This window comes from uncultured Fibrobacter sp., assembly GCF_900316465.1.
In the GTDB taxonomy this organism is placed as follows: domain Bacteria; phylum Fibrobacterota; class Fibrobacteria; order Fibrobacterales; family Fibrobacteraceae; genus Fibrobacter.
This window is the reverse complement of the sequence record NZ_ONDD01000025.1, coordinates 18720-32717: the sequence shown is the minus strand read 5'-3', so window position 1 is coordinate 32717 and position 13998 is coordinate 18720. Positions and strand designations below refer to the sequence as shown.

At 53.1% G+C, this 13998-nt stretch carries 8 protein-coding genes; 3 read left to right on the top strand and 5 right to left on the bottom strand.

All coding sequences use genetic code 11. From position 1 onward, the window contains the following. Positions 1–546 precede the first annotated feature (546 nt). Positions 547–1968, top strand: a complete 1422-nt coding sequence (locus QZN53_RS10205) for an endo-1,4-beta-xylanase (protein ID WP_294652887.1) — start codon at positions 547–549, stop codon at positions 1966–1968. An 88-nt stretch (positions 1969–2056) separates the two neighbouring features. Here QZN53_RS10205 and QZN53_RS10200 read toward each other — a convergent pair whose 3' ends face one another. Both QZN53_RS10200 and alaS read right to left on the bottom strand, forming a co-directional pair. Continuing rightward, positions 2057–3493, bottom strand: a complete 1437-nt coding sequence (locus tag QZN53_RS10200; RefSeq protein ID WP_163438859.1) for a sodium:alanine symporter family protein — start codon at positions 3491–3493, stop codon at positions 2057–2059. A gap of 149 nt (positions 3494–3642) precedes the next feature. Continuing rightward, the gene (alaS, locus tag QZN53_RS10195; protein WP_163438858.1) at positions 3643–6288 is read right to left on the bottom strand and encodes an alanine--tRNA ligase; all 2646 of its coding nucleotides are present in this window, start codon (positions 6286–6288) and stop codon (positions 3643–3645) included. A 450-nt stretch (positions 6289–6738) separates the two neighbouring features. Between alaS and pflB the strand changes: the two genes are divergently transcribed. Beyond that, positions 6739–8997 carry a formate C-acetyltransferase gene (gene pflB, locus QZN53_RS10190; RefSeq protein WP_163438857.1) on the top strand — a complete coding sequence of 753 codons (2259 nt, stop codon included), beginning with the start codon at positions 6739–6741 and terminating at the stop codon, positions 8995–8997. 243 nt (positions 8998–9240) lie between these two features. On the opposite strand, the gene QZN53_RS10185 is transcribed toward pflB, so the two are convergent. After that, positions 9241–10389: a family 16 glycosylhydrolase gene (locus QZN53_RS10185; RefSeq protein ID WP_163438856.1), complete on the bottom strand. Its 1149-nt coding sequence runs from the start codon at positions 10387–10389 to the stop codon at positions 9241–9243. A gap of 162 nt (positions 10390–10551) precedes the next feature. Between QZN53_RS10185 and pflA the strand changes: the two genes are divergently transcribed. Continuing rightward, on the top strand, positions 10552–11286 hold the full coding sequence (pflA, locus tag QZN53_RS10180; protein WP_163438855.1) for a pyruvate formate-lyase-activating protein: 735 nt from the start codon (positions 10552–10554) through the stop codon (positions 11284–11286). Between the two features lie 410 nt (positions 11287–11696). Here pflA and QZN53_RS10175 read toward each other — a convergent pair whose 3' ends face one another. Both QZN53_RS10175 and QZN53_RS10170 read right to left on the bottom strand, forming a co-directional pair. Further along, on the bottom strand, positions 11697–12899 hold the full coding sequence (locus QZN53_RS10175) for a type II secretion system F family protein (protein ID WP_163438854.1): 1203 nt from the start codon (positions 12897–12899) through the stop codon (positions 11697–11699). A 3-nt stretch (positions 12900–12902) separates the two neighbouring features. Beyond that, positions 12903–13970, bottom strand: coding sequence for a type IV pilus twitching motility protein PilT (locus QZN53_RS10170; protein ID WP_072799795.1), 1068 nt, complete (start codon positions 13968–13970; stop codon positions 12903–12905). Between the last annotated feature and the right edge of the window lie 28 nt (positions 13971–13998).

The following is a 13998-nucleotide window of genomic DNA, read 5'->3' as shown; positions in this document are numbered from 1 at the left end:
AGGACCATATCCTCTGTGTGGCTCGGCACTTTAGTGCCGCTACCAATTTATTATGACAACACAGCCACCGATGTAACTTGGCTTCATAATACTCCGAACATTGTTCGGTTAGTATTATGCCAAGGTACTCTAAGCAGCAAAGCTGCAAGTGGCTATTGGCCAGCCCGGCATGACAGCGGGAGATAAAAGCCCAAAGGCGGAGGAAAGTAAGTCGGCGAGCGAACATTAGAGGCCGAAGGCCGAATCCATGTGAGCGAGTCGAGCTTATACTCATAGAGCATAACTCAACTAAGGCAACAAGTTGCCAAGTTTCGTTTACTTTCTGGAGCCATGGGCATTTTGATTTTGTGGCCTTTTGGGGTTTTAGGGGCGAAGCCCCTAGGCGAGGGGGTAGGCAAAGACTACAGGCTTTGCCGAGGGGGAGACTTTCCCCCTTTTAGCCTAAAAAATGGAACTTTTGGTTTCGGTATATTTACATCTTTTGCAGTCATTTTTGATTATTTTATACACGAGTGATCGTGTGGGGCGATAAAATAAGGAGAAGTAATGATGAGCAATCATTCCATTGCGGGTTTCGCATTGTGCGCGACCCTTCTCGGTGCAGGACTCACAAGCGCCGTCGCTGCAGATGAAACACTCAGGTCACTGGCAGACAAAAACAACATCTATATCGGTGCCATTTTAAACTCGCAGTGGTTTGGCGGCGGCCTTCCCTCGCAGTACGAACAAGTTCACAAGACGCAGTTCAACATCGTCGTTGCCGAAAACGAGATGAAATTCGACGCCACCGAACCGAGCGAAAACCGTTTCAACTACAATAACGGCGACAAGATGGTCAAGTACGCAAAGCAGAACGGCATGCGTGTCCGTGGCCATGCCCTCGCCTGGCACAGCCAGGTTCCGAACTGGGTGAACAACTACAAGAACGACAAAAAGAAACTTCTCAGCGTGCTCAAGAACCACATCAACAACGTGGTCGGACACTGGAAAGGCCAGGTGGATGAATGGGACGTGGTGAACGAGGCCATCAGCAACAACGAACCCCAATGGCGTTCCTATTCCGTGTGGTACCAGGGAATCGGCCCCGAATTTATCGACTCCGCCTTCGTGTGGGCGCACGCCGCCGACCCCAACGCGGAGCTCTGCTACAACGACTACAACCTGGAACAGGGCGTAAACCCGAAGGCCAAGGCAGGCTTCTTGCTGGAACAGGTGAAGCGCTGGGTCGCCAACGGCATTCCTATCACCTGCGTGGGTTCCCAGACGCACGTGGAAGACACCACGACCGACAAGCACTTTATCGGTTCGCCGGACAGTCTCCGTTCCCTTGCCAAGGAACTTGCAAAACTCAATATCAAGCTGAAAATCACCGAACTCGATATCGGATTCAAGAGCGGCATCAACGTGAGCAAGAGCGATCTTGAACGCCAAGGCCAGACTTTCCGCCAGTACCTGGACATCATCCTTGAAGAACCGAATGCGGACACCTACCTGATTTGGGGCGTTTCTGATAAATGGAGTTGGCTTGGCGGCCTGAACAGGCAAAAGGGCCTTATCTATGACGATAACCTGCAACCCAAACCGGCTTTCGACAGCATCTTGGTGAGACTTAAGACGTATGAACCGCCGCAGGATACGGTAAAGCAGGACACTACGAAAACCGACACGACTAAAACGGATACAACCAAGACAGACACCACCAAGAAGGACACGACATCGAACGACTCTACCATCGCAATCAAGAGCATTGCCGGCATGAGCAGCCTCTCGATGCACCTCTCTGACCGCACGCTCTTTATTGCAGGCGCCACCGCCGCCAAGGTCGACGTATTCGACATGCAGGGCCGCCCGGTATTCAGCGCAAAGAACGTGAAGGGCTCTGTCGACTTGAAGGTTGCCGAAGGCATGTACGTGGTGCGCGTGCGCGATGGTTCCAAGAGCCTAATGCAAAGAATTGCGATCAAGTAAAGCAAGCGCGTCATTCCGCGAGCACAATGAATATCAAAAGGCTGCGATTCATTTCGCAGCCCTTTTAATTTCATGACTTGGAATTCGGTTATTCCCTTTCGTCCCTTTCCTTGTGGTGCCAGTAATCGAGTTTTTCGGCATCTAAGCCGATACGCCTTGCAATAAAAGCCGGATTGCGACCTTGTTTGCGTTGGAATTCGTAATCGCGAAGCGCCTTGATGGCAACCCCGCCCAGAATAACGCACGCGGGCAAGTTGATGAGCGCCATGCCACCCATGGTAATGTCAGCGAGTGCCCAACAGGCATCCATCGGAGTGACCGCGCCAAAGAGCACCACCAGGCTGCACAATACATGAATCACCGCCATTGTGGCCTTGCCGGGCATCTTTTTCTTGTTGATGTAGGCAATCGCGTTATGCACGTAGTAAAGGTTACCTAAAAGGGTTGTGAAGGCGAACAGCGTCATCGACACCGTAATGAACACCGGACCCACCGTACCGAACGTCGTCGAGACAGCCTGTTGCACATACATGGCACCCGCATTCTCGGCCGTTCCCGGAACGCCAGAAACAAGGCACATCAGGGCCGTGGCCGTGCAAAGGAAAAGCGTATCGATGTAAACGGAAAGCATCTGCGCAAGGCCCTGCTTTACCGGGTGCGAAACGTGAGCCGCCGCAGCCGCGTTCGGGGCAGAACCGACGCCCGCCTCGTTAGAATAAAGGCCGCGCTTGATTCCATACATCAGGCAAGAGCCAGCAATGCCTCCGCCAATCGCCTGAAAATTGAACGCATCTTGCATAATCGCAACAATCACAGAGGGAATCAAGTTGAAATGCGCAATCAGCATGATGGCCGCAAGAATCACATAGAAAAGTCCCATGACCGGGACAAGGATTCCCGTCGTCTTTACGATGCGCTTGCCACCGCCGAACAGGCAGAAGCCCACCAACACCGCAAGGATTACGCCGATAATCCATGGCGTGACCGACGGATTGTAGAAACTGTAAGTTTCGAAAGTCGACTGCAAGTTGTAGGAGCAAAGCAGATTGAAGCCGAACGCGTAAGTAGAAATCAGGAACACCGCAAACACGATGCCCAGCCAGCGGCTATGCAGCGCACTTTCAATATAATACGCAGGGCCACCGTAGCAGCCATTCGTACGACGGTCGCGATGCTTGTATACCTGCGCAAGCGTACTTTCGACAAACGCCGACGACGCTCCGATAATAGCAAGCACCCACATCCAGAAAGCGGCACCGGCGCCACCGAGGCAAATTGCCGTCGAAACACCGATAATGTTGCCTGTGCCCACGCGCGACGCCGTCGACACCAAGAGTGCCTGCAGCGAAGACACGCCACCCGCTTCGTGCGGTTTTTCAATCAGCGTGCGGACCGCCTCCGCGAAAAGCCTAATCTGCACGAACCGCGTGCGAATGCTAAAATAGATTCCCGCCGCAGCAAGAACGATAATCAGAATCGGGTAATAAAGAACGCTGTCAACGGTGTTCAAAAAGTCAACAATCATCGCATCTCCTAACAAAATGAATGCTAAGGAAACAATCTAGAAAAAAAAACTAAATCTTCCAGTGCTTTAACTGCGAAAGGAGTTTATCAAAAAAGGCGCCCCGCACTAACGCGAGGAACGCCTTTTGAAATGGTGATGCTGCGCGTTATTTACGCACCCAGCTTCGCTCTAATCCAGTTGTTGGCGTTGGCGATGGCACCGGCAATCTTGTCGACTTCCTTGGTGCCGGCCTGAGCGCGGTCCGGACGTCCACCGCCGCGGCCACCGCAAGCAGCGGCGAGATCCTTGACGAGGTCGCCAGCCTTGATGCCCTTGGCCTGCACATCCTTGCCGACCAACACGGCGATGCTACCAGAACCGTTATCCTTATTGGCAATCACAGCCACAGAATCGGTTGCAAGCTTGTTCTGAACGCCGTCGAGCAAGTTCTTGTACTTTTCATCCGGAATCGAGAGTTCACGAACGTAGAGGTTCACGCCAGCCACGTTAATGCCGCCATTCAAGAGTTCGGCAGCGGCGAGCGTCGCAAGTTCCAGCTTCACGGACTGCAGGCTCTTTTCGAGGTTCTGCGTCTTGGCGAAGGACTGCTGAATACGGTCGAGAACTTCGGCGTCCTTGCAGCGGAGCTGTTCGCGGAGAGCCGTCAAAATCTGCGTACCGGCGCGGAGGAGGCTCAAAGCGCCACGGCCAGAGACGGCTTCGATACGGCGCACGCCAGCGGACACGCTGGATTCAGAAACAATCTTCACGAGGCCGATGTTACCGGTGTTCTGCACATGCAAGCCACCGCAGAGTTCCTTGGAGAATTCTTCGTTCGCGCAGCCCATCTTCACCACACGGACTTCGTCGCCGTACTTTTCGCCGAACAGAGCCATGGCACCGCTTGCCTTGGCTTCGTCCACACCCATCACCTGAGTATTGACCGGCAGGCATTCCATCACCTTAGCGTTCACGATGTCTTCGACCTTCTGGATTTCTTCAGCAGTCATGGCGTTGAAGTGGCTGAAGTCGAAGCGGAGAAGTTCGTCCGAAACGAAGCTACCCTGCTGCTGCACGTGAGTGCCAAGCACCTGACGGAGAGCGGCCTGCAGCAAGTGAGTGGCAGAGTGGTTCTTGCGGATATCGTTACGGCGGTCGTTGTCGACAGTTGCCATGAACACAGCACCCATCGTCGTTTCGTTAGCCGTACCCTTCTTCACCTTACCGCGGCAGAGGGCGGTGTCGTTCACCTTCACGGTGTCGAACACGTCAATTTCGAGGTCGCCAGAAACGAGCGTACCCTTATCGCCAACCTGGCCACCCATTTCGGCATAGAACGGAGAGGTTTCAAGCACGATGCTGAGCACGCCCTTGTCTTCACGCCAGCGGACGACCTTCGTTTCGCAAGCGGAGAGTTCGTAGCCCACGAACTTGGTGCTTTCTTCGCTGTACTGCGTCCAGCCTTCGGTACCCATCGTGTTGATGCCCTGCTTCATATTAGCGCGGGCGCGGGCCTTCTGTTCTTCCATGCACTTTTCGTAGCCTTCTTCATCAATGAGGAGGCCCTTTTCTTCGGCGAGAATGCCAGTGAGGTCCGGCGGGAATCCATAGGTATCATAGAGCAAGAACACCTTGTCGCCCGGAATCTTGTCGCCCTTCTTGAGTTCGGCAGAAATGGCGGCGAAGCGTTCGAGGCCGGCGTCGAGCGTGCGGATAAAGCTTTCTTCTTCGCTCTTGATCACGGATGCAACGAATTCCTTGCGTTCACGGATTTCCGGGAAGGCATCGCCCATGGTGTCGGCGAGAACCTGCACGAGCTGGCAAATGAACGGCTTCTTCTGGCCAAGCAGGCGGGCAAAGCGGCTGGCGCGGCGGAGAATGCGGCGGAGCACGTAGCCACGGCCTTCGTTGCTCGGGAGTGCGCCATCGGCAATAGCGAAAGAAATAGCGCGGATGTGGTCGGCAATCACGCGGTGCGGGGTGCCGGCTTCGCCATCGTTGTACGGAACGCCGGAAAGTTCAGCGATCTTCGCGATAATCGGGGTGAACACGTCGGTGTCGTAGTTGCTGGTCTTGCCCTGGAGAATCGCGCAGATACGTTCGAAGCCCATACCGGTATCGACGTTCTTGGCCTTCAGCGGAATCAGGGAGCCATCGCTCACGCGTTCGTACTGCATGAACACGTTATTCCAAATTTCAATATAGCGGTCGTTTTCGCCGTTCACGCCCTTGATCGGGTCCTTGAAGGTTTCGGCCTGCGTAGCGAGGTCGCCGCGGTCATAATGGATTTCGGAGCAGGGGCCGCACGGACCGGTGTCGCCCATTTCCCAGAAGTTGGAGTGAGCGTCAAAACGCATGATGCGATCATCCGGAAGACCGGACACGTCCTTCCAAATCTGCCAAGCTTCATCGTCATCCTGGTACACAGTTGCGAACAGGCGTTCCTTCGGGAGCTTCCACACTTCGGTCAAAAGTTCCCATGCCCAGGCGATGGCTTCTTTCTTGTAGTAGTCGCCGAAGCTCCAGTTGCCGAGCATTTCGAAGAAGGTGTGGTGGTAGTTGTCGCGACCCACCACGTCGAGGTCGTTGTGCTTACCGGACACGCGAAGGCACTTCTGGCTGTTGCATGCGCGCTTCCAACCCTTCGGATTGTCGCCCAAGAAGATAGCCTTGAACTGGTTCATGCCCGCGTTCGTGAACATGAGCGTCGGGTCGTCATGCGGAACCACCGGCGAAGAACGCACAAAGAGGTGGCCCTTGGATTCAAAGAACTTGATGAAAGATTCGCGCACCTGCGCAGAAGTCATTGTAGGCATATTGTGTCCCTTTTATTTTACGAGCGCAAAGATAGAAAAATCAAGCAGAGATTCAGCAATCCGTGAGCCAAAAGCGACTCGTATGAACGAGTCGTGTTGGCGAGAGTGAGGCGAAATCACATTTTCATGTCTACATAAGAGCCGAACGGTCTGTAAGGGGTAAGTCTCCCCCTCGCTTCTGCCCTACGGGCATGCGCTACCCCTTCTAACGGGGACACCCCGTAACGCCCCGAAAGGCAGTTCCTAACTCCTTGATAGGCGAAGGATTAGGTCTTTTACAAAAAACATAATCTGTAAAGAAGTGCGTCAAGAAAGCAAAATATAGTCCAAATAATCCCTTTGGGCATACCCCCTTATTTTCTATATTGGGGTTCAAACAAAAATCAACAAAAAGAAAGACTCGGCTGTCTGAATTTATGGCGTTGGCCAGCCGAGCAAAGAAGGAAAATCATGAGCGAAGCATGGAAAGGCTTTGAGGGCGGACGTTGGCAAGAAGAGATTAACGTACGCGACTTTATTCAACGCAACTACACCGCATACGAAGGCGGCAAGGAATTTTTGGCAGGCCCGACAGACGCCACCGAAAAGCTCTGGGGTGAACTCCAGAAGCTGCAGGCCGAAGAACGCAAGAAGGGCGGCGTGCTCGATATGGACACCGATATCGTTTCGAGCATCACGAGCCACAAGCCCGGCTACATCAACGAAAGCCTCAAGGACTTGGAAAAGGTCGTGGGTCTCCAGACCGACAAGCCGCTGAAGCGCGCCTTCATGCCGTTTGGCGGCATCAAGATGGCCGAAGAATCTTGCCTGCAGTACGGCTACAAGCCGAGCGCAGACCTCCACAAGATCTTTACCGACTACCACAAAACCCACAACCAGGCTGTGTTCGACTGCTACACTCCGGAAATTCGTGCCGTGCGCAAGGCTCACTTGCTGACCGGTCTTCCGGACACTTACGGTCGTGGCCGTATCGTGGGTGACTACCGCCGCGTAGCCCTTTACGGTATCGACTACATCATCCAGCAGAAGCAGAACGACCTCGCCCACGTGGGTGACGGCACCATGACCGACGACGTGATTCGCCTCCGCGAAGAAGTCGCCGAACAGATTAAGGCCCTTAAGGCCATGAAGGTGATGGCCCAGAGCTACGGTTTCGACATTTCGAAGCCGGCAACGAACGCCCGCGAAGCCTTCCAGTGGCTCTACTTCGGTTACCTCTCTGCCATCAAGACGCAGAACGGTGCCGCCATGAGCGTTGGCCGTATTTCGACCTTCCTCGACATTTATATCGAACGCGATCTCAAGAACGGCACGCTCACTGAAAGCGAAGCCCAGGAACTCGTGGACCACATGGTCATGAAGTTCCGCATGGTCAAGTTCGCACGTATTGAATCTTACAACCAGCTCTTCAGCGGTGACCCGGTGTGGGCCACCCTCGAAGTCGGCGGTATGGGCCAGGATGGCCGCCCGATGGTCACCAAGAACGACTTCCGTTTCTTGCACACTCTCGAAAACATGGGCCCGTCTCCGGAACCCAACCTCACCGTTCTCTACACCAAGCGCCTCCCTGAAAACTTCAAGGAATACGCCGCCTTTATTTCTGTGACGACCAGCTCGATCCAGTATGAAAACGACGACGTGATGCGCCCGGTATGGGGTGACGACTACAGCATTTGCTGCTGCGTGTCCGCAACGCAGACCGGTAAGGAAATGCAGTTCTTCGGCGCTCGTGCAAACCTCGCCAAGGCTCTCCTCTACGCTATCAACGGCGGTAAGGATGAAGAAGCCGGCCTCGTGCCCGGCATGCAGATTGGTCCGGAACTCGCTCCGATCACCGGCGACGTGCTGAACTACGACGAAGTGATGCACAAGTACGACATCATGCTTGAATGGCTCGCAGGTATCTACGTGAACACGCTGAACCTGATCCACTACATGCACGACAAGTACTACTACGAAGCTGCTGAACTCGCCCTTATCGATACCGACGTGCGCCGCACGTTTGCAACGGGTATCGCAGGCTTCAGCCACGTGGTCGACAGCCTCTGCGCCATCAAGTACGCCAAGGTTTCTGTCGTTCGCGGCGAAAACGGTCTCGTGAAGGACTTCAAGATCGAAGGCGACTTCCCGAAGTACGGCAACGACGACGACCGCGCCGACGAAATCGCAGTCTGGCTCCTCAAGGAATTCATCGCAAAAATCAAGAAGCACCACACCTACCGCGGTGCCGAACCGACCACGTCGATTCTTACCATTACCAGTAACGTTGTTTACGGCAAGGCCACGGGCGCTCTCCCCGACGGTCGTCCGGCTCACGCCCCGTTCGCTCCCGGTGCAAACCCGAGCTACGGAGCCGAAAAGAACGGTCTCTTGGCCTCGCTCAACTCTGTCGCCAAGCTCCCGTACGAATACGCTCTTGACGGCATCAGCAACACGCAGACCATCAGCCCGAACGCTCTCGGCCACAGCGACGACGAACGCGCCCAGAAGCTCGTCACCGTCATGGACGGTTACTTCGCCCAGGGCGCACACCACCTGAACGTGAACGTGTTCGGTGTTGAAAAGTTGCTCGACGCTCAGGCACATCCGGAAAAGCCCGAATACGCGAACTTCACCATCCGCGTTTCCGGCTACGCTGTCAAGTTCCTCTCGCTCACGAAGGAACAGCAGGACGACGTGATCAGCCGTACTTGCCACGGCGTGCTGTAACAGACCGTTCGCGCTAGAATCCGGCAATCAGGTGCTGGACCGGCGCTCACTCTCGCAACCGCCCCGGTTTAATAACCGGGGCTTTGTTGCTCACAGAGTTGTAACAGACCGCGTTAAAGCTTTAAAGCCCGCTCCACTTGGAGCGGGTTTTTATTTTATATAAAAACGCCCCGGATTTTTATCCGGGACGTTTTCATTTATGGAGGAGAACAAAAAAATGTTTATTGTCGCTAGGGCTCTAGATTAGTCCGCAACGCGGGTCATGAGCATCTTGCAGTAGCCATTTTCGACGATCACGTTGTCGCGAGAGAGCATAACCTTTTCCATTTCCCAGTTACCTGCGGTCCAATGGTCAGAGAGATCATCGCCATCGAAGTCATCCTGCCAGGTCTGAGTAAAGGTCTTGGAAGCTTCGTCGTAGGAGTACACACGGACGTAGTCAATCCACTGCACCTGCGGACCATCGGCGAGTTCATCGCCAGTGAACTTGCCAACCCATCCAGCACTCTTCGATGCCCACAGGTTAAAGCGCAAGGACTGATCTTCGGTCAAGAAGGCAACCTGGTCTGCATCGGCGTGAGTACCGCGGGTAATGCCAATGGAGTCACGGCGAACTTCAACGCTGTCGATTTCCCAAGAAACATATTCCGGAGTCCAAACGATAGCGAACAGGTGGAAGCCTTCAGTTGCATCGAAGCCAAAGTCATGGAGCGGCTTGCTTTCAGAAGACGTGTTGTTCTTGATGGAGGGATCGCCTTCGCGGGTAATGATGTTGGACTGCCACATCGTACCGCCCTTGCCGAGAACTTCAATATCAATTTCGTTCCACGGTTCTTCTTCCTTCTTCCAGGAATCATCGTAGTAAAGGAACATGGAGCTCACGGAACCCGGAATCGAAACCATCTTCATGCAAGCTTCGAAACGGCCATACTTGAACTGGTCCGTACCAGAAACTTCAGCACCGTAGTAGCTGAAAGTACCGGATGCGCTGGGTTCGGACGGCATTGCCGGAGCAACGATATTCGTACGAACAATGTTCTTGCAACCGCCAGCCTGAGAAGTCGGGTCCGTCACAACCGGGTCCGTGGCCGGATCGGTCGGAGTCGTCGGGTCAGTCACGGTCGGGTCAGTCACAGTGGGATCCGTTGCAGGATCCGTCGGAGTCGTAGCCGGATCAGTCGGGGTCTGAGCAGGGTCTGTCTGAGTCTGGGCCGGATCGGTCGTCTGAGCAGGGTCAGTCGGAGTTGTCGCCGGATCAGTCTGAGTCGGATTCTGAGTCGGGTCCACCACAGCGGACGGATCAGATGCTACAGGAGTATGAGAACTGCTTTCATCGCCGCAAGCTGCGAGCAGGCCAAGGGCGATAATCGGGAGAAGGAATTTCGTTTTCATAGTAAACCTCGTTTCTTGTTTTTAAATATACCTTCGCTAAACGACCCGTGGTAGGACGCGAAGCACAAATCAGGCACAACTGTATCAACAGTATTTAGCAAATATGGTAAAAATACGCCAAATTTCAAGAAAACAGCCCATTTCAAATTCTAAATTTATTTCATGCTCGGACGAATCAATAAATTAGAGACCTTTGGCTCGGTAGACGGACCCGGAGTGCGTTTTGTCGTATTCGTGCAAGGCTGCCCCATGCGTTGCCAGTTCTGTCACAACCCAGAAACGTGGGACTTCAAAGGCGACAAAGCCGGAGCATACGATATATCCGCACAAGATCTTTTAAAGAAGGCTTTGCGCTACCAGAGCTACTGGGGCAAAGACGGCGGCATTACCGTGAGCGGCGGCGAGCCACTCTCGCAAATGGACTTTCTCATTGAATTCTTTGAAGCCGCAAAAGCCGCAGGCGTGCATACCTGCATTGATACCTCGGGTGTAAACTTTGTTCGTAACGAGCCCTACTTCGGCAAATTCAAGCGCCTCATGGCCGCAACAGATTTGCTGCTCGTCGACATCAAGAACATCGATCCAGCAGAGCACAAAAAGCTCACCGGACACGACAACAAGAACATCATCGACATGTTCCGCTACCTCGACGAAATCCACAAGCCCATCTGGATCCGCCACGTACTTGTGCCTGGCATGAGCGACAACGACGAACTTCTCATCAAGACTCGCGAATTCATCGACACACTCCACAATGTGGAAAAAGTCGAAGTCCTCCCCTACCACGCCCTGGCCCTCGCCAAGTACCAAGAACTCGGCATCGACTACGTGCTAAAAGACGTCAAATCTCCCACCGCGGAGCGCGTGGCAAACGCCAAGAAGATTTTAGGAATCTAATCTTCCGTCCATAAGCATCGCAATACTGCATCACGATTTGGCTCACGTACGAAAGTACGCTATACCAAATCGTTCTTTGTTACTGAGACTCCGCGCTTTTAGCGCGGGAAATGGGCTTCGCCCATTGTTCGTCGAAGGATGTCGTAATCATATCTTGTCAGAAACTTGTTTCCGTTTCAAGATATAGATTAGGACCTCGCTCGCTTCTGAACGAAAGATCTATAACAAAAAAACGACGGACCAAAGTCCGCCTTTTTTCAAATACGAGATTTTGTCGAAAGACCTGCGAAGAAACCTTAAACAAAATTTTGCTTGGAAACGAGCGAGAGCAGGAATCAACTTCGCGTAGCGTACAAAATCGTACGTGAGCGAAGTTGTGACGAACTATCGCGAAGTTTACAAGCGAAATTTTATCCTTTGACGTTATCGCTCATGGAGAACATCGGCATATACATTGCAATTAGAAGGCCACCGACAGCGCCACCAAGGAACACGATGATCAAAGGTTCCATCATGCCCACCACGGAATCCACTGCAGCGTCCACTTCTTCATCGTAGAAGTCTGCCAATTTCAAAAGCATGCCGCCCAGGTTACCTGTTTTTTCACCCACGCCAGTCATCTGAATCACCATGGGCGGGAAAAGTCCTGTATCTTGCATCGGATCGGCAATACTCTTACCACCGGCAATACCGATTGCAATCTTATTAATACCCTTTTCAACCACTTTGTTCGTCACTGTCGAGGCAACCACTTTCAAGGAATCCATGATGGACACACCGGCATTCAACAAAGTACCAAGCGTTCTCGAGAAACCAGCCGTTGTTGATTTAATCTGAAGGTCACCTAGCTTGGGCACCTTCAGCATAAATCCGTCCCAGGCAAACTTGGCCGCAGGCACACGCATGGCCACCTTGAAGCCAACTCCCAAGAGAATTGCACCAATAAATAGGAACGCACCATTATCGCGGATAAAGTCAGAAATACCCATCACCGCAAGTGTCGGAGCCGGCAGTTCTGCATCCAATGCCGCGAACTGTTCAGCAAACGTCGGCACCACGAAGGTCATAAGTGCAATCACCACCAAGATACCCACGATAATAAGCATCACCGGGTAAGTCAAAGCCTTTTTCACTTTGCGTTTTAGACGTTCGTTGTTTTCAAGAGTTTCTGCCAAACGGGCCAAGATACCATCCAAGATACCGCCCGCTTCACCTGCAGCCACCATGTTCGTATACAAGGTACTGAACACTTTCGGGTGCTGGGCCAAGGCATCAGCCAACGAAGAACCACCGTTAATCGACTGCGTAATCTTGTGGACCACAGCCTTGAGTTCCGGGTTTTCGCACTGTGTTTCAAGAATGTTCAAGCACTGCAACATCGGAAGACCTGCAGAGCTCATCGAAGAGAACATACGGGTAAAGCGGGCAATTTCTGCAGGCTTAATACCCGAACCGATCTTGATCTTGATTTCAGTCGGCTTTTTCTTGAGGCTTACAATGATGAGGCGTCTGCGCATCAAGAGCGCTTCGGCTTCAGCCTTATCCTTAGCCTCCAGGGTACCTTCGAAATTGTTACCCTGGCTATTGGTTGCCTTATAAAGGAATTCTGCCATAAGCTACACACCTTCTTTCACAAACAACTGTTCCAGCTGGTCCGGACTCGGAGAACGGGCAAGCGCGTCGAAACGGTCAACCTTATGGTTCTTCACCAGTTCGCACAAGCACATGTTCATGGTGTTCATACCGAACTTCTGACCGATTTCAATCATCGATTCAATCTGGTGCACCTTGTCATCGCGAATCAGGGCACGAATACCCGGAGTCACGTTCATGACTTCGTAAGCCATCACGCGGCCACCGCCAATGCGCGGCATAAGGGTCTGGCATATCACGCCCTGCAGCACGAACGAAAGCTGCGTACGCACGGTCTGCTGTTCACCCTTCGGGAACGCGTCAACCACACGGTTAATGGTCTGCACGCAAGAGTTGGTATGCAAGGTTGCAAAAGCCAAGTGACCCGTTTCTGCAATGGTAAGGGCGGCACGGATCGTTTCAAGGTCACGCATTTCGCCGATAAGCACCACGTCAGGGTCCTGACGAAGCGCCATCTTAAGCGCCTGGGCAAAGCTATTGGTATCGCTACCGACTTCGCGCTGGTTGATCATACAACCCTGATGCTTGTGCAAGAATTCAATCGGGTCTTCCACCGTCAGAATGTGGTCGTGACGTTCCTTGTTGATCTTGTCAATCATGGCAGCCAAGGTCGTAGACTTACCGGAACCGGTAGCACCCGTCACCAACACAAGGCCAGACGGACGGGTCGTGAATTCGGCCATAATTTTCGGGAGGCCGAGATCCTTAAAGGTCTTGATTTCAAGCGGAATAATACGCAAGGCCAAAGCCACGCAACCGCGCTGCAAATAAGCGTTCGCACGGAAACGAGCGAGGTTTGCAATACCGAAAGAAAAGTCGCATTCCTTCTGCTGTTCGAACGTCTTCTTTTGGCCTTCGTTCATCAAGCTATAGGTCATGCGCATGGTTTCGTCCGGTTTCAGCTTGTCTTCGCCAATAGGCGTGAGCTTGCCGGAAAGTCGAATGAGAGGGGGCGCACCTGCCGTAATATGCAAGTCAGAAGCGCCACGCTGGACCATTTCAGAAAGAAGATCTTGAATATTGTATGCCATGCTTAAGAATATAACTTAAAAAAGGCCA

Excerpts from the sequence above, each read along its gene's own strand:
- pflA (WP_163438855.1), top strand. The coding sequence starts at position 10,552 with ATGCTCGGACGAATCAATAAATTAGAGACCTTTGGCTCGGTAGACGGA.
- alaS (WP_163438858.1), bottom strand. The coding sequence starts at position 6,288 with ATGCCTACAATGACTTCTGCGCAGGTGCGCGAATCTTTCATCAAGTTC.
- QZN53_RS10170 (WP_072799795.1), bottom strand. The coding sequence starts at position 13,970 with ATGGCATACAATATTCAAGATCTTCTTTCTGAAATGGTCCAGCGTGGC.
- QZN53_RS10205 (WP_294652887.1), top strand. The coding sequence starts at position 547 with ATGATGAGCAATCATTCCATTGCGGGTTTCGCATTGTGCGCGACCCTT.
- QZN53_RS10185 (WP_163438856.1), bottom strand. The coding sequence starts at position 10,389 with ATGAAAACGAAATTCCTTCTCCCGATTATCGCCCTTGGCCTGCTCGCA.
- pflB (WP_163438857.1), top strand. The coding sequence starts at position 6,739 with ATGAGCGAAGCATGGAAAGGCTTTGAGGGCGGACGTTGGCAAGAAGAG.
- QZN53_RS10200 (WP_163438859.1), bottom strand. The coding sequence starts at position 3,493 with ATGATTGTTGACTTTTTGAACACCGTTGACAGCGTTCTTTATTACCCG.
- QZN53_RS10175 (WP_163438854.1), bottom strand. The coding sequence starts at position 12,899 with ATGGCAGAATTCCTTTATAAGGCAACCAATAGCCAGGGTAACAATTTC.